Genomic DNA, 14,853 nt, shown 5'->3' on the forward strand with positions numbered 1-14,853 from the left:
GTTTAAAGCCGTGAAGGTCGTCGTTGCGCACAACCGGTATCGGGAAGCAATGCCGTCGGGCGAGAACGTGATCGTCGACACCGAGATAACCCAGCTGCGGGAGGCCGGGGTCGAGGTGCTGCCGTTCCAGCGCAGTTCGGACTCGATCGGCGCGCTCCCGCTGGCCGAGAAGGCCCTGTTGCCGCTGTCGCCGATCTACGGCCGGGCCGCCCAGCGGGACCTGTCGGCGCTGCTCGAGGCCGAGCGCCCGGACGTCTTCCACCTGCACAACCCGTACCCGCTGTTGTCGCCCTGGGTCGTCCGCACGGCCCACGCCCACAACGTGCCGGTGGTCCAGACGGTGCACAACTACCGGCAGGTCTGCTCGTCCGGCCTCTACTTCCGCGACGGCCACAACTGCCAGGACTGCCGCGGCAAGGTCATCGGCTGGCCCGCCGTCCAGCACAAGTGCTACCGCGGCTCGGCTGCCCAGAGTGCCCTCATGGCCACCACGCTGGCCGTGCACCGGCCCACCTGGCGCTCGGTCGACCGGTTCATCGCGCTCACCGACCGGATCGCCGCGCACCTGAGCGACTACGGCATCCCGGACGGCCACATCGTGGTGAAGCCGAACGGCCTGCCCGACCCGGGTGAGCCGGCGCCGTTGGGCGAGGGTTTCCTGTACGGCGCCCGGCTCTCGCCCGAGAAGGGGCTCAGCCTGCTGCTGGACGCCTGGCGGCGGCACCCGGACGGCTCACTGGGCGCGCTGCGCATCGCGGGCGACGGTGAGCTGCGCCCCCTGGCCGAGCAGGCCGCCGCCGAGCGCTCGGACGTGCACTACCTCGGCATTTTGGACCGGGACGGCATGCGCAAGGTGCGCGACGAGTCGGCCGTGGTGGTGGCCGTGCCGACCTGGAACGACGTGCTGCCCACGGTGATCCTGGAGGCGATGTCGGCCGGCCGTCCGGTGCTCGGCACGGCCGTCGGCGGCATCCCGTACCTGGTCGGTGACGAGGCAGGCTGGCTCGTGGAGCCCGATCCGGCCGCGCTGGCCGCCGCCCTGCCACTGGCCCGGGACGGGGCCGCCGCTGTCGCTCCCGCAGCACGGGCCCGCTACCAGCGGCAGTTTCACCCCGATGTGCTCACCCCGCGGCTGATCGAGATCTACAGCCAACTCTGATCAATCACACAGGTAGATCATGTGATCTCCGGGAACGCCGGGTGAGTGACTATCTCCCGGCGAAACATCCTTCTCGGTGTGGGTGGCGCCGCCGTGACCGGCGTCGCCGGCTACGCGCTCGGCCGTCGTGACGAGCCGGAGCCGCCGGCGGAGGAAAAACCGGCGGCCGCCGACCCGAAATACCGCTCCCGGCCCGACCTGAACACCCTGCCCGACGTCACCATCACGACCGCCGCCACCGGCACGGTGGCCGGCTCGATCTTTCTGACCCCTGCTTCCGGTACGGGTCTGTGGGGCCCGCTGGTGGTCGACGAGCAGGGTTCGCCGGTCTGGTTCAAGAAGGTGCCCGACCCGGCGACGGTGGCCATCGACCTCAAGGCCCAGACCTACCGCGGGAAGCCCGTGCTGACCTGGTGGGAGGGAACCATCGGCGGCACCGGCGGCCAGGGCGTCGGTCAGGGCGAGTTCGTGATCGCCGACCAGTCGTACCGGGAGATCACCCGGGTCCGCGCGGCCGGCACCGAGCAGGCCGACCAGCACGACTTGGTGATCACGCCACGGAACACCGCGCTGTTCTGGGTCTACGACCCGATCCCGTACGACCTGAGCGCTCTGGGCGGTCCGGAGGACGGCGTGCTGCACGACGGCGTGATCCAGGAGATCGACATCGCCACCGGCCGCAAGGTCTTCGAGTGGCGGTCCAGCGACCACGTCAAGCTCGACGAGTCCTATGCGCCGCGGCCCGTGGGAGATTCGGAGCATCTTCCGTACGACTACTTCCACGCCAACTCGGTCGGGCTGGCCGCCGACGGGAACATCATCGCCTCGGCCCGGCACACCTGGACCGTCTACAAGATCGACCGGCGCAGCGGAGAGATCATCTGGCGCATCGGCGGCAAGAAGTCCGACTTCGCGGTGGACGAGCGGACGAAGTTCTCGTGGCAGCACGACTTCCGGCAGCGGCGGGACGGCTCGTACGGGCTGTTCGACAACGGCGCCGGGGTGACCAAGGAGAAGGAGTACTCGCGCGGCGTGGTGTTCAAGGTGGACGAGGCGGCCAAGCGGGTCACCTTCGTGGCCGAGTACGTGCATCCGGACCGGCTGTCGGCGCCGACCCAGGGCAGCTTCCGCGAACTGGCCGACGGCGGCTCGTTCATCGGCTGGGGACAGATGCCGCACTTCACCGAGCACAACGCGGACGGCTCGGTGCGCCTGGCCGGCCACCTGCCGCTCGACAACCAGTCCTACCGCGCCTACAAGGCCGAATGGGCGGGCACGCCGTCGGATCAGCCGGCACTGGGCCTGCGCGTCGACGGCAGCAACGTGATCGTCTCGGCCAGCTGGAACGGCGCGTCCCGGGTGGCCCGGTGGCGGGCGCGGTGGGGCACGCAGCCGGGCGCGTTGTCGGGCGGCACGGTCGAGCAGGCCCGCACCGGCTTCGAGACCACGCTGACCGTGGCCGGCCTGCCCGAGTACGTGGTGGCCGAGGCGCTGGACGCGAACGGGAACGTGCTGGGCTCCTCGTCGGCGATCCCGGTGCGAGTGTGATCGGTCACTGTTGACATCGTTGGCTAACGCCATTAGCTTTCAGCTAACGGAGTTAGCCAACACCTGGAGGCAGTCATGACCGAGTTCCTCACCGTCGACGGCGGCACCATCGCGTACGAGGTGACCGGCGCCGGGCCGCTGGTCGTCCTGGCCCACGGCATGGGCGACAGCCGCGAGTCCTACCGGTTCGTCGTCCCGCAGCTGGTGGCGGCGGGCTACCGGGTGGCCAATGTCGACCTGCGCGGCGCCGGTGAGTCCAGCGCCGTCTGGCCGTCCTACACCCGTACGGACATCGCCGGCGACCTCATCGCGGTGGTTCGCCACCTCGGTGGCCCGGCCGTGCTGGTCGGGCAGTCGATCTCGGGCGGCGCCGTCACCATCGCCGCCGCCCAAGCGCCCGACCAGGTCGAGGGCATCGTCGAGATCGCGCCGTTCACCCGCAAGCTGTCCATCAAGTTCAGCGACCTGCGCTCGAAGTCGTACCGCGCCGGCATGACGCGGCTGACGATGATGGGCATGCTGGGCAGCGTGAAGTGGTGGCACAAATATCTCGACGGCGCCTTCCCCGGGCGCAAGCCGGCCGACTGGGACCAGCAGCTGCGGCGCAACGCGGCGAACCTGGGCGAGCCGGGCCGGATGAAGGCGCTGCAGAAGATGGGGACGACGCCGGCCACCGATGCCGGGGCTCAGCTGGGTAACGTCCGCTGCCCGGTGCTGATCATCGAGGGCTCGCTCGACCCCGACTGGGGCAACCCGCGCGCCGAGGGTGAAGCGATCCTGGCCGAGCTGCCGGCCGGGCTGGGGCAGCTCGAGGTGATCGAGGGTGCCGGCCACTACCCGCACACGCAGTACCCCGACGAGACCGTCGCGGTGCTGCTCCCGTTCTTCAAGGCGTACGCCCGTGCCTAGGGCGGGACTCGACCCGGCGGCGGTCACCGCGGCGGCCGCCGGGCTGGCCGACGAGATCGGGCTGGCCAACGTGACGATGGGCCTGGTCGCCGAGCGGCTCGGAGTGCGGACGCCGTCGCTCTACAAGCACGTCGCGAGTCAGGCCGACCTGAACCGGCGGATCGCCGCGCTGGCCCTGGTCGAGGTGGGGGACGCGCTGCGCGACGCGCTGCAGGGCAAGTCCGGGCGGGACGCTCTGGCCGCGGCCGCGCACACCCTCCGGACGTACGTCGTCCAGCATCCCGGGCGCTACTCGGCCACCCTGCCGCTCAACCCGCAGGGCCCGGACGACCCGATCGCCATCGGCGGCGCGCGGGTGCTCGACTCGCTGGCGGCCGTGCTGGCCGGCTACGACATCGACAAAGCCGACACAGTGCACGCGATGCGACTGTTGCGCAGCCTCTTCCACGGCTTCGCGACGATCGAGGCGGCCGGCGGCTTCGAGATGGACACCGACGTCGACAAGAGCTTCGAGTGGCTGATCGACTTCGTCGACCGAGGCCTGAAAACCGAGGCCTGAAAACCGAGGCTTGAAAATCGAAGCCGGACGGCCTAACCGCGTAGCGCCTCGCGGGCCGAGAACATCACGCTGGCGGCCAGGAAGGCTGCGTTGACCAGGGTGAAGAGGCCGATGAACCAGATCGTCCACTGTGGGGCGACGGTCAGCACCAGGCCGGCCAGCGCGACCACCGCGCCGTAGTCGCGGACCAGCTTGACCAGGCGCACCGGCAGCGAGCGGCTGGTCACCATGCTGGCGGCCTTGTCGCCGGTCTGCATCACCGAGGTCACCAGGTTCACCATCCACGTGCCGGCGAACGCGGCCAGCAGCCAGGCCGGCGTGTCCGGCACCTGCGCCTCGGCCGTGGCGGCCAGCGCGGCCACCAGCGAGATCTGCACGGCCACGTCGCACAGCACGTCCAGGCGGGCCCCCGCGGCGCTGGTCTGGCCGGTGACCCGGGCCAGCTGGCCGTCGGCGCAGTCGAACGCGTACGCCAGCTGCCAGCCGATCAGCGCGAGCAGCCCGATCGGCCAGGCCCAGACGCGCTCGTCGGCCACGGGCTCGGCGGTGGCGATCACGACGATCGAGACCAGGCCGCCCAGGCCGAGGTTGAACACAGTCAGCACGGTCGGCGCCAGGCGGTGCTTGTGGGCGCTGACCGCGATGCGCGCGCCGATCCGCTGGCTCAGCGCCTCACTGAACAGGCCACCACCACGGTTGACCGCGTAGTAGTCGGCCGCGGTGGGGGCGGTTGCGGGCTCAGCGGCCGGCGACGGCGTCGACATAGAGCGCCAGCTTTCCGTTGATCTCGTCGGGGGTCAGGGCCAGGTGTTCCAGGATCGTGTAGCGGTCGGGCCGGGTGCGCGGGGCGAACGCGACCGCCTCGGTGAACTGCTCGGCGCTCAGCCCGACGTCGGCCGGCACCCGGGGCAGCTGGTGCCGGGCCAGGCAGTCGGCCATCTGCGCGAAGCGCCGCTCGTCGCCGCGCAGGAAGGTGCAGAACAGCGCGCCCAGCCCGGCCAGTTCGCCGTGCGAGGCGGTGCCGGGGTAGAGCGAGTCGATGGCGTGCATGATCTCGTGACAGCCGCCGCTGGCCGGCCGGCTGCTGCCGCTGACCGCCATGGCCAGGCCGCTCGAGATCAGCGCCTCGGCCAGCACGGTTACGAACGCGTCGTCGTGCAGGTCGCCCGGCATGGTGAGCACGGCCTCGGCGCCCATCCGGGCCAGCGAGGCGGCCAGGCCGTCGACCGGCTCGTCGCGCATCTCGCGGGCCAGTTCCCAGTCGGCCAGCGCGCTGATGTTGCTGATCGCGTCGCCGATGCCGCCGCGGTTGACCCGGTCCGGGCCGGTCTCGACGAAGTCCAGGTCGACGATCACGCCGAACGGGATGTGGACCCCGTACGAGCCCTTGATGCCGTCGTTGATGAGGCTGGCCACCGGCGAGGCGATCCCGTCGTTGGCCAGGCTGGTGGCGACCGAGATCATCGGCAGGCCCCAGCGGTTGGCGGCGTACTTGGCCGTGTCGACCGTGGTGCCGCCGCCGATGCCGACCACTGCGTCGTACGGACGGGAACGCAGTTTGTCGGCGAGTTCCAGGGCCGCGTCGAGCGTGCCGCCGGTGGTCGTGAAGACGTCGGCTGTCTGCAGTTTCGGGCGGATCAGCTCGGCTATCCGCTCGCCCTGGCCGGGGCCGACCACCACCGCCACGTCGCCGCCGGCCGAGATGCGCCCGTCGGCCAGGATGCGGCCCAGGTCGGCCACCGCACCCCGGCGGACGTGGATGTGCAGCGGCGCCTGGACGCTGCGGGCTAGTAGCGGCATGCGATGTCCCGGGCCTTGGCCAGGTCGTCGTGGTTGTCCACCTCGACCCAGTCGACCTGGCCGATGGTGGCCGCCCGCACCTGACCGCCGCGCTGGGCGAACTCTTGGAAGCCGTCCTCGTAGTACAGGTCGGGGTCGCGTTCCCAGGTCGCCTGGAGCGCGTCGGCCAGCTCGGCGGCGGCCGTGGCCTCGATGATGTTGGCCCCGATGTACTCGCCGAACGCGTCGGCCGGGTCCATCAGCTTCGTGATCTTCGTCAGCTGCCCGTCCGCGTCGAAGACCGTCTTCATCTCTTCCTCGGCCAGCTTCTTCACGTCGTCGATGGCCAGCAGGATGCTCGGGCCGCGCTGCGCCAGCAGGGTCTGCTCGACGCTGACCGGGTGCACCGTGTCGCCATTGACCATCAACGCTCCCTGCGTGAAGTGGTCACGGGCCAGCCAGAGCGAGTACGCGTTGTTCCACTCCTCGGCCTTGTCGTTGTGCACGAGCGAGATCTTGACGCCGTACTTGCTCTCGAAGGCGGCCTGGCGCTCCTCGACGGCGTTCGCGCAGTAGCCCACTACGATCGTCACGTCGGTCAAGCCGGCGGCGGCCAGGTTGCGCAGAGAGATGTCCATGATCGTGGTCTCGCCGTCGACCGGGACGAGCGCCTTGGGCAGGGTGTCCGTGTACGGACGAAGCCTGCGTCCGGCTCCGGCGGCGAGTATCAGACCGATCATCGGGTTCTCTCCATCTAATAGGTGAACTCCGCGAGAATAACGGGTGCTGTCCCACTGCCCGGACCGGACGAGGCGAACGTTAATTCTGTAGAGGCGGCTCGTAAGCTTGTGCGCATGACCGCTGAGCAGCTGATCTCTTTCGCCCGGGGCGCTCCGTCGCTGGACATCATCGACGTCGAGGGCCTGAAGGCCGCCGCCGCGCGCGCCTTCGACGCCGATCCCGCTGGTGTGACCGCCTACGGCACGTCCGTCGGCTATGTCCCGTTGCGCAAGTGGATCGCCGAGAAGCACAACGTCTCGGCCGACCAGGTCATTGTGACGAACGGCTCGCTGCAGGCCGACGCGTTCCTGTTCAACCACCTCGTGCAGCCGGGCGACGACGTCGTGGTCGAGAAGCCGACCTACGACCGCACCCTGCTCAGCCTGCAGAACCTGGGGGCCAAGGTGCACCAGGTCACGCTGCGCCCCGACGGCATCGACGTCGACGAGCTGCGCGGCCTGCTCGAGTCGGGGGTGCGCCCCAAGCTCGCGCACATCATCCCGAACTACCAGAACCCGGCCGGCATCACGCTCTCGGTCGAGAAGCGCCGCGCGCTGCTCGCGCTGGCCGCCGAGTACGAGTTCACGATCTTCGAGGACGACCCGTACGTGGACATCCGGTTCCGCGGCGACGCCCTGCCCTCGATGCTGTCCATGGACTCCGACAACCTGGTCGTCCACGCCTCCAGCTTCACCAAGACGGTGTGCCCCGGCGTCCGCGTCGGCTACCTGGTCGGCCCGGCCGCGCTGATCGACGCGATCGCCAAGAAGGCCACCAACCTCTACATCTCGCCCGGCATGGTCTCCGAGGCGATCGTGCACCAGTTCTGCGTCTCGGGTGACATCGAGCGCTCGGTGGCGACGGTGAGCGCCGCCCTCGGCGAGCGGGCCCGGGTGCTGGCCGACTCGCTGCGCAAGCACATCCCGGCCGCGACCTTCACCGAGCCCGACGGCGGCTACTTCCTCTGGGTCGACCTGCCGTCGGACGTCGACGTCGACAAGCTCTTCCCGGCCGCGATGAAGAAGGGTGTGGCTATCGTCAAGGGCAGCGACTTCCTGCTCGAGGGCGGCCGCAGCTCGGTCCGGCTGGCCTTCTCGGCGGTCACGGTCGACCAGATCGACGAGGGTGTGCGCCGCATCGCCGAGGCGATCGAAGAGGTACGCGGCTGAGCCGTCAGTGGTGAACGGACGCCCGGTGGGTAGGCAACAATCCTGCCGGGCGTAGCCTCTGGCGGTTTGTTCGTCCGTGTGGAGGAGGTCAAGGTGAGCGATCGTCACCGCAACCGGCCGTTGTCGCGAGCCTTCGCCGCGCCGGTCCGGGCGATGAACCGGATCCTCGGCACGACCGACGGGACGACCGACCGCCGTCCCGGGCACGCGGGCAGCGGCGTGGTCGACTGCGCCGTCTACGCCGCGGGCCTGCGCCTTCCGGGCGACTTCACCCCCGACGAGGCGCTGAAGACGGCCTGCTCCCGCGACGACGCGTTCGTCTGGCTCGGTCTGCACGAGCCGAGCGAGGAGTCGATGGCCGCCATCGCGCACACGTACGGGCTGCACGAGCTGGCCGTCGAGGACGCGGTCAAGGCGGAACAGCGGCCCAAGCTCGAGCAGTTCGGTTCGGTGCATTTCCTGGCCATGCGCACCGCCCGTTACGTGCCGCACAGCGAGATCACCGAGAACTCGCAGGTGGTCGAGACCGGCCAGATGATGATCTTTGTCGGTGAGCAGTTCGTCATCACCGTGCGCCACGGCGACGCCTCCGAGCTCGGTTCCGTGCGGGCCGACCTCGAGTCGCAGCGGGCCGACCTGATCGAGCAGGGGCCGTGGGCCGTCGCCTACGCGGTGACCGACCGGGTGGTCGACCACTACGTCGCGGTGGCCGACCAGGTCGAGTCCGACCTCGAGCTGATCGAGGAGGGCGTCTTCTCGCGCGACCACGCCAGCCCGATCCCGGCCATCTATCAGATGAAGCGTGAGCTGGTGGAGTTCCGGCGGGCCGTCGTGCCGTTGCAGCGGCCGCTGGCGATGATCGTGGCGATCGTGCCCAAGCGGATCGGCAAGTACTTCCGCGACGTCCAGGACCACCTGACCCGTACGGTCGAGCAGGTCTCGTCCTTCGACGATCTGCTCAACTCGATCCTGCAGGCGCGGCTCGCGCAGGTCACGGTCGACCAGAACAACGACATGCGCAAGATCGCGGCATGGGCGGCCATCGCCACCGTGTGGACGGCGGGCGCCGGCATCTACGGCATGAACTTCAGCTTCATGCCCGAGCTGACCTGGAAGTACGGCTACGCGTCGTGGTGGTTGATCATCCTCGTCGTCTCGGTGCTGCTCTACCGCGTGTTCCGGCGCAGCGGCTGGCTGTAAGGACATAGACAGCGGCCCCTAGAGTGACTTAGGTGCCGTCGCGTCAGGATCAGCTCCACTCGTACCAGTACTCGCTTCAGCGGGTAGTGGCCGCGCTGGTCACGCACGACCCCGATCCGCACCGATCGCCGCTGCGCCGAGCCGGCATGACAGCGCTGGTCAGCCTGCTGATCGCCAGCCTGCTGGTGGCCGCCGCGGCGATCTACGGCCTGCTCACCGGCAACAGCAGCGTCAACCCGCGAGACACCAATGTGGTCTTTCAAGAGAAGGGCACCGGCGCCCGCTTCGTCTTTCTCGAAAGTGACGGCAAGCTGCACCCGGTGCTCAACTTCACGTCGGGCCTGCTGCTCGCCTCGGCCCAGACGCCGCCGCTCAAGAGCGTCTCGTCCGAGAAGCTGGCCGGCGTCCCGCTGGGTGACCCGCTCGGCATCCCGGACGCGCCCGACTCCCTGCCCGGCAAGAAGGCGCTGATCACCGACCGCTGGTCGGTCTGCACCGACAACCAGACCGGCGCCTCGCGCAGCACGCTGCTGGCCGGCGACCGGCTCACCGACGGCACCGTCCTGGCCCGGGCCGGCCGGGGCCTGCTGGTCCGCGACACCAACGGCCGCAATTCGCTGGTGGTCGGCAACCGGCGGTTCGCCATCCCGACTTCGCGCAACGACGCGACACTCTCCACGCTCAACTACCTGAGCAGCCGGCCCTGGCCGGTCTCGATCGCCTGGCTCAACGCCGTGCCGGCCGGGCCCGAACTGGTGCCGCCCTCGATTCCCGGTCTCGGTCGCGAGTCGGTGGCCGGCAACTTCCGGGTGGGCCAACTGGTCACCGACGGCCAGCAGGTCGCGGTGATTTTGGCCGACGGCAAGGCGGCGCTGACCGACATGCAGGCGCGGCTGATGCTGACGGTCCGGGGCGTGGACCGGCCGGCCGACATCGGGAGCGACTTCATCGGCCTGCCGACGTCACAGACCCGGATCAGCGACGCGGGCGACGCGTCGGGCCTGCCGCCGGTGGTGCCGCAGCTCATCGACGGCGCCCCGACCCGGGCCTGCGTCACCCTGCCGGTCGACAAGGCGGGCGACGGCATCCGGATCGACCCGACCATCCCGACCGGTGAAGCGGTAGCCGGCGTCGGTGGCCGCGCTGGCGGCGGCGTCCAGGCCGACCTGGTGCACGTGGCCCGTGGCCGCGGCGCGATCACCGTCTCGGCCGCCTCGCCGAACGCGCCCGCGGGCACCGGCACGGTGAGCCTGGTCACCGACACCGGCCGGCAATACCCGCTGGCCAGCCGCGACCTGGTGGCCAAGCTCGGCTACGGCGACGTCAAGCTGCAGCAGATCCCGTCCGAGCTGATTTCGCTCATGCCGACGGGCCCGCCGCTGGATCCAGCGCGGGCCCGTCAAACGGCGCCCCAGTAAGGGCGCTACAGCCGTACTACCGAGGGGTGTTCGGCGCGGTGTTGGGCACCGTGCCGTTCTGCGAGCCGTACGCCTGACGGTTCTCCGGCTCCACGGCCTCGGGCTCGAACGCGGCGTCGTCGGCCCCGGTGGCCGGCGACGACGAGGTGATCGGCGCGGCCGGGTCGTACTCGTCCCACTGCGCGGCCTGGCGGCGCTTGGCGGCGTACGCGGCGCCGATGCCGATGGCCGTGCCGAGCAGAGCGAAGCCGAGCAGCTTGGAGCCGCGGCCCTTCTTCTCCTTGCGGCCGACCGCCTTGCTCGCCCGCTTCTGCAGCTTGAGGGCTGCCTTCTGGTTCTCCTTGGCGGTCTTCTTGGCCTTGCGCTTGCTGACCTTGCCGGTCTGGCGCGCGTTGTCGGTCGCCGCCGCGACCAGCGGAGTGATGGTCGCCACCGCGCTGTCCCAGCCGCTCGAGGCCACGTCCTTGGCCTTCGTGGCGGCCGGCTGAACCCGGTCGACCGCGGCGGTCAGCGTCGGTCCCACCGTCGCGCTGGTCTCGGCGGCCGCGAGGGACGCCGCGCGCTTGAAGTGATCGACGCTCTGCCCGAGCTCGTTCTTCATCCGCTCGCTACGGCTCTTACGGCGCATAGTTGCGAACACCAGTGCCCACCTCCTGAGGTCTGTCCCGAGTCATGTTGCCCTCTATCGGTACCCCCGCGCTGCCGCTTCTGACACATGGGGGAGGATCCGAACTGCAAGGAACTGTCCCATCGCCCCCCAAGAGGTACTGCGGGGCGCGACACAGGAGGAGTACCCGTGGCCGAGAAGCTTTACGCCATCCTGCACACCAACCACGGCCCGATCCGGCTCCAGCTGTTCCCGGATCACGCCCCGGCGACCGTGCGCAACTTCGTGGAGCTCGCTGAGGGCACGAAGGACTACACCGACCCGCGCACGGGCCAGAAGGGCAGCGGTCCCTACTACGACGGCACGATCTCGCACCGGGTCATCGCCGGCTTCATGATCCAGCTGGGCGACCCGACCGGCACCGGGCGCGGCGGCCCGGGCTTCCAGTTCGCCGACGAGTTCCACCCGGAACTCTCCTTCGACCGCCCGTACCTGCTGGCCATGGCCAACGCGGGCCCGGGCACCAACGGCTCGCAGTTCTTCGTCACGGTCGCGCCGACCCCGCACCTGAACCGCCGGCACACGATCTTCGGCCAGGTCGCGGACGAGCAGTCGGCCAAGGTCGTCGACTCGATCGCCAACACGCCGACCGGCCCGGGCGACCGCCCGCGCGAGGACGTCGTGGTCGAGCGCGTGGAGATTGAGCGCGCGCAAGACTGAAGTACCTTTGATTCATGAGTGAGGCTCCCTCGACGGTCCCGGTCTGCTACCGCCATCCGTCCAAGGAGACCTACATCCGGTGCACACGGTGTGACCGGCCGATCTGCCCCGATTGCATGAACGAGGCGTCGGTCGGTCACCAGTGCCCGGAATGCGTGGCCGAGGGGCGGCGCACCCAGCGCCAGGCGCGCACCGCCTTCGGCGGCAGCAGCGTCGGCCGCGCGGGCTACGTGACCCAGGCCCTGATCGGCATCAACGTCCTGTTCTTCATCGTCTCGGCCGTCATCGGCGGCCCCCGGGCGATCGCCGGCGCCGGCGGGTGGTTCGGCCTGATGGGCCAGGGCACCGACGTGACGCGGTGGGGTTCGGTGCTGGGCTACGCGCCGTACGTGGCCGGTGGGGACCCGCACGGCATCGCCGCCGGCGAGTGGTATCGCCTGGTCACGGCGATGTTCCTGCACTACGGCGTGCTGCACCTGCTGCTCAACATGGTGTTGCTCTGGCAGCTGGGCCGCTATCTGGAAGAAAAGCTGGGCCCGCTGCGCTTCGCCGCCCTCTATCTGCTGGCCGGCATCGGCGGCAACGTCGCGGCGTACCTGTTCACCGCGCCCAACGCCCAGGCGGCCGGGGCCTCGACCTCGGTCTTCGGCCTGGTGCTGGCGATCATCGTGGTGAACCGGCGGCTGCGGCTCGACGTCAGCCAGTTCATCCCGCTGCTGGTGGTCAACTTGCTCTTCACGTTCAGCGTGCCCAACGTGTCAGTGGCCGGGCACGTCGGCGGGCTGATCGTCGGCGGAATCGTCGCGGTGATTCTGGCGTACGCGCCCAATTCGAGACGCAGCCTGATCCAGGGGCTCGGCTGCGCCGCGGTGTTCGTGATTCTGCTGGCGGCCGCGATCGTGCGGACCCAGACGTTACTGGGGGGATGAGACCCGCAGGTCGGCCAGCGCGGTGGCGACCTCTTCGGGCAGGGCGCCCAGGTCGTTGGCGCTGAACAGATAGATCGCCTCGCCCGCGTCCAGCTCCAGCATCTCGCTGCGCAGGCCGCGATGGGTGCGGCGATCGACCCGTACGCGTTCGATCTGCCCCCATGCGAGCCGGCGCCGGCTCGCATAGCCCGTCACGACGGTGACTCCCTCGGCATCGGCGGCCAGACGCACCGGCCGCAGCAGATCACGCAGGGCCCAGCCGAGCAGGCCCAGCACGACAACCGCGGCGAGCACCCACCGAACCGGGTCACGCCCGGCGAAGGCGAACGCCAGCACGACGACGGCGACCACGCCGATGAGTTTGCTGACCGGCAGAACCGGCTTGATGCGCCACTCCATCCACCAACTATGGCAGTGCGAGTTACCGTCGATCCATGCGTGATGCGGTGATCGTTGGAGCGGTCCGGACCCCGATCGGCCGGCGCGGCGGCGGCCTGGCCGGTGTGCACCCCGTCGAGCTGTCCGCCCATGTGCTGCGGGCGCTGGCCGAGCGCACCGGTTTCGAGCCGGCCGACGTCGACGACGTGCACTGGGGCTGCGTCTCGCAGGTGGCCGAGCAGTCGTGGAACATCGGGCGCAACGCGGTGCTGGCGGCCGGCTGGCCCGAGTCGATCCCGGGCACGACGATCGACCGGCAGTGCGGCTCCAGCCAGCAGGCGTTGCACTTCGCCGCCGCGACGGTGATCTCGGGCCAGGCCGATCTGGTCGTGGCCGGCGGTGTCGAGTCGATGACCCGGGTGCCGATGGGCTCGAGCGGGCAGGGCTCCGACCCGTACGGCGAAAGCATCCGCACGCGGTACGGCGTCGAGTCGTTCAACCAGGGCGTCGGGGCCGAGATGGTGGCCGAGCGCTGGAACCTCTCCCGGGCCCAGCTCGAGGAGTACGCCCTGTCCAGCCACGCCGCGGCCGCCCGGGCCCAGGATTCCGGCGAGTTCGACGCCGAGATCGAGCCGCTGGCCGGCGTGAAGCAGGACGAGGGCATCCGCCGCGACACGTCGCTCGAGAAGCTGGCCGGCCTGAAGACGCCCTTCAAGCAAGATGGCAAGGTTACCGCGGGCACGGCCTCCCAGATCTCCGACGGCGCCGCCGCGCTCGCGGTCACCACCTCTATGTGGGCCGCCGCGCACGGTCTCACGCCGCTGGCCCGCGTGCACACGGCCGTGATCGCCGCCGCCGACCCGGTGATCGTGCTGACCGCGCCCATGCCGGCCACGGCCAAGGCGCTGGCCAAGTCGGGCCTCAAGATCGACGACCTCGGTGTCTACGAGGTGAACGAGGCGTTCGCGCCGGTGCCGCTGGCCTGGCTGGCCGAGACCGGGGCCGACCGCGCCCGGCTGAATCCACGCGGCGGGGCGATCGCCCTGGGTCACCCGCTCGGGGCATCCGGCGCGCGCATCATGACGACGATGTTGCACCACATGCGACAGTCCGGCCTTCGATATGGCCTGCAAACCATGTGTGAAGGGGCCGGCATGGCCAACGCCACGATTGTCGAAACCCTGTAATCGAACATTCATCGGGCCGTGGCAGCGACTTCCCCTGGGACCCCGCGTTAAACGCCACATGGACGTGTTTTCCCGTACGTTCCTCCCCGCTGCCGCCGAGGCCGGTGTCGCCATCCCGACCGTCAGCCGGCACCTGCCCGTCGTGCGCCGCTGCGTCGAGTCCGACGAGACCACCGTGCTGGTCGGCCGCTGCCTGCGCCCGGAGGCCCCGCTGGCCGGCGAGTTCATGCTGGTGCTGACGCACCGGCGGCTCGTGGTGACCCAGGAGACGAAGGTGCTGCACCGCCTGCGGCTGCACCTGAACGCCAACCTGCGCCACCTGAGCAACGTGACCTGGAGCCCGGCCGCGTCACGCTCCGCCCTCGACATCGCGGCCACCGCGGTGGACGGGGTGCGCGAGCGGTTCCGGATGCGGCTGAGCAACCCGGACACGGTGTGGCACGCGGACGGGCTGCTCCGGCAGGTCTTCCACGGCAAGCAGCACGCGCTCGCCGCTTAGCTGTTTGCCGGC

General features: G+C 70.1%; 16 protein-coding genes. 11 read left to right on the forward strand and 5 right to left on the reverse strand.

The features are described 5' to 3' along the window. Positions 1 to 10 precede the first annotated feature (10 nt). The 4 genes from OWR29_RS25265 to OWR29_RS25280 all read left to right on the forward strand — a co-directional run bounded on the left by OWR29_RS25265 (position 11) and on the right by OWR29_RS25280 (position 4,175). Positions 11 to 1,159: a glycosyltransferase family 4 protein gene (locus tag OWR29_RS25265; RefSeq protein WP_267565710.1), complete on the forward strand. Its 1,149-nt coding sequence runs from the start codon at positions 11 to 13 to the stop codon at positions 1,157 to 1,159. Between the two features lie 78 nt (positions 1,160 to 1,237). After that, a complete protein-coding gene (locus OWR29_RS25270) occupies positions 1,238 to 2,707 on the forward strand; it encodes an arylsulfotransferase family protein (RefSeq protein ID WP_267565711.1) in 1,470 nt (489 codons plus the stop codon). A gap of 75 nt (positions 2,708 to 2,782) precedes the next feature. Beyond that, a complete protein-coding gene (locus tag OWR29_RS25275) occupies positions 2,783 to 3,616 on the forward strand; it encodes an alpha/beta fold hydrolase (RefSeq protein ID WP_267565712.1) in 834 nt (277 codons plus the stop codon). Then, on the forward strand, positions 3,609 to 4,175 hold the full coding sequence (locus OWR29_RS25280; protein ID WP_267565713.1) for a TetR-like C-terminal domain-containing protein: 567 nt from the start codon (positions 3,609 to 3,611) through the stop codon (positions 4,173 to 4,175). The genes OWR29_RS25275 and OWR29_RS25280 overlap by 8 nt, the downstream gene beginning before the upstream one ends. A 32-nt stretch (positions 4,176 to 4,207) precedes the next feature. Here the strand turns inward: OWR29_RS25280 and OWR29_RS25285 are convergent, their stop codons facing one another. Genes OWR29_RS25285 through OWR29_RS25295 form a run of 3 tightly spaced genes read right to left on the reverse strand, consistent with a single transcriptional unit; the run spans position 4,208 to position 6,694 of the window. Next, on the reverse strand, positions 4,208 to 4,939 hold the full coding sequence (locus tag OWR29_RS25285; RefSeq protein WP_267565714.1) for a CDP-alcohol phosphatidyltransferase family protein: 732 nt from the start codon (positions 4,937 to 4,939) through the stop codon (positions 4,208 to 4,210). Further along, entirely contained in the window at positions 4,914 to 5,975 is a 1,062-nt protein-coding gene (locus OWR29_RS25290; protein ID WP_267565715.1) for an iron-containing alcohol dehydrogenase family protein, read from the reverse strand. The genes OWR29_RS25285 and OWR29_RS25290 overlap by 26 nt, the downstream gene beginning before the upstream one ends. Next, the gene (locus tag OWR29_RS25295) at positions 5,963 to 6,694 is read right to left on the reverse strand and encodes a phosphocholine cytidylyltransferase family protein (RefSeq protein ID WP_267565716.1); all 732 of its coding nucleotides are present in this window, start codon (positions 6,692 to 6,694) and stop codon (positions 5,963 to 5,965) included. The genes OWR29_RS25290 and OWR29_RS25295 overlap by 13 nt, the downstream gene beginning before the upstream one ends. A 114-nt stretch (positions 6,695 to 6,808) precedes the next feature. Here OWR29_RS25295 and OWR29_RS25300 point away from each other — a divergent pair, with 114 nt between their 5' ends. The 3 genes from OWR29_RS25300 to eccB all read left to right on the forward strand — a co-directional run bounded on the left by OWR29_RS25300 (position 6,809) and on the right by eccB (position 10,521). Further along, on the forward strand, positions 6,809 to 7,903 hold the full coding sequence (locus tag OWR29_RS25300; RefSeq protein ID WP_267565717.1) for an aminotransferase-like domain-containing protein: 1,095 nt from the start codon (positions 6,809 to 6,811) through the stop codon (positions 7,901 to 7,903). 93 nt (positions 7,904 to 7,996) lie between these two features. Further along, entirely contained in the window at positions 7,997 to 9,103 is a 1,107-nt protein-coding gene (locus OWR29_RS25305) for a magnesium and cobalt transport protein CorA (RefSeq protein WP_438872654.1), read from the forward strand. 32 nt (positions 9,104 to 9,135) lie between these two features. Beyond that, positions 9,136 to 10,521 carry a type VII secretion protein EccB gene (gene eccB, locus OWR29_RS25310; protein ID WP_267565718.1) on the forward strand — a complete coding sequence of 462 codons (1,386 nt, stop codon included), beginning with the start codon at positions 9,136 to 9,138 and terminating at the stop codon, positions 10,519 to 10,521. A gap of 16 nt (positions 10,522 to 10,537) precedes the next feature. Here the strand turns inward: eccB and OWR29_RS25315 are convergent, their stop codons facing one another. After that, on the reverse strand, positions 10,538 to 11,122 hold the full coding sequence (locus OWR29_RS25315) for a hypothetical protein (protein WP_267565719.1): 585 nt from the start codon (positions 11,120 to 11,122) through the stop codon (positions 10,538 to 10,540). Between the two features lie 195 nt (positions 11,123 to 11,317). Here OWR29_RS25315 and OWR29_RS25320 point away from each other — a divergent pair, with 195 nt between their 5' ends. Both OWR29_RS25320 and OWR29_RS25325 read left to right on the forward strand, forming a co-directional pair. After that, positions 11,318 to 11,848: a peptidylprolyl isomerase gene (locus OWR29_RS25320; RefSeq protein ID WP_267565720.1), complete on the forward strand. Its 531-nt coding sequence runs from the start codon at positions 11,318 to 11,320 to the stop codon at positions 11,846 to 11,848. Positions 11,849 to 11,862: 14 nt separating this feature from the next. Beyond that, entirely contained in the window at positions 11,863 to 12,777 is a 915-nt protein-coding gene (locus OWR29_RS25325) for a rhomboid family intramembrane serine protease (protein WP_267565721.1), read from the forward strand. On the opposite strand, the gene OWR29_RS25330 is transcribed toward OWR29_RS25325, so the two are convergent. Then, positions 12,763 to 13,176, reverse strand: coding sequence for a PH domain-containing protein (locus OWR29_RS25330; protein ID WP_267565722.1), 414 nt, complete (start codon positions 13,174 to 13,176; stop codon positions 12,763 to 12,765). The genes OWR29_RS25325 and OWR29_RS25330 overlap by 15 nt on opposite strands. Before the next feature lie 35 nt (positions 13,177 to 13,211). Between OWR29_RS25330 and OWR29_RS25335 the strand changes: the two genes are divergently transcribed. Beyond that, on the forward strand, positions 13,212 to 14,342 hold the full coding sequence (locus OWR29_RS25335; protein WP_267565723.1) for an acetyl-CoA C-acyltransferase: 1,131 nt from the start codon (positions 13,212 to 13,214) through the stop codon (positions 14,340 to 14,342). Positions 14,343 to 14,400: 58 nt separating this feature from the next. Beyond that, positions 14,401 to 14,841 carry a hypothetical protein gene (locus OWR29_RS25340; RefSeq protein ID WP_267565724.1) on the forward strand — a complete coding sequence of 147 codons (441 nt, stop codon included), beginning with the start codon at positions 14,401 to 14,403 and terminating at the stop codon, positions 14,839 to 14,841. Positions 14,842 to 14,853: the final 12 nt, after the last annotated feature.

The organism is Paractinoplanes pyxinae, assembly GCF_026626335.1.
GTDB classification, from domain to species: Bacteria; Actinomycetota; Actinomycetes; order Mycobacteriales; family Micromonosporaceae; genus Actinoplanes; species Actinoplanes pyxinae.

Bases quoted from the DNA above. Each gene is read 5' to 3' on its own strand.
- OWR29_RS25295 (WP_267565716.1), bottom strand. From the start codon at position 6,694: ATGATCGGTCTGATACTCGCCGCCGGAGCCGGACGCAGGCTTCGTCCG.
- OWR29_RS25275 (WP_267565712.1), top strand. From the start codon at position 2,783: ATGACCGAGTTCCTCACCGTCGACGGCGGCACCATCGCGTACGAGGTG.
- OWR29_RS25315 (WP_267565719.1), bottom strand. From the start codon at position 11,122: ATGAAGAACGAGCTCGGGCAGAGCGTCGATCACTTCAAGCGCGCGGCG.
- OWR29_RS25285 (WP_267565714.1), bottom strand. From the start codon at position 4,939: ATGTCGACGCCGTCGCCGGCCGCTGAGCCCGCAACCGCCCCCACCGCG.
- OWR29_RS25300 (WP_267565717.1), top strand. From the start codon at position 6,809: ATGACCGCTGAGCAGCTGATCTCTTTCGCCCGGGGCGCTCCGTCGCTG.
- OWR29_RS25330 (WP_267565722.1), bottom strand. From the start codon at position 13,176: ATGGAGTGGCGCATCAAGCCGGTTCTGCCGGTCAGCAAACTCATCGGC.
- OWR29_RS25335 (WP_267565723.1), top strand. From the start codon at position 13,212: ATGCGTGATGCGGTGATCGTTGGAGCGGTCCGGACCCCGATCGGCCGG.
- OWR29_RS25325 (WP_267565721.1), top strand. From the start codon at position 11,863: ATGAGTGAGGCTCCCTCGACGGTCCCGGTCTGCTACCGCCATCCGTCC.
- OWR29_RS25340 (WP_267565724.1), top strand. From the start codon at position 14,401: ATGGACGTGTTTTCCCGTACGTTCCTCCCCGCTGCCGCCGAGGCCGGT.
- OWR29_RS25290 (WP_267565715.1), bottom strand. From the start codon at position 5,975: ATGCCGCTACTAGCCCGCAGCGTCCAGGCGCCGCTGCACATCCACGTC.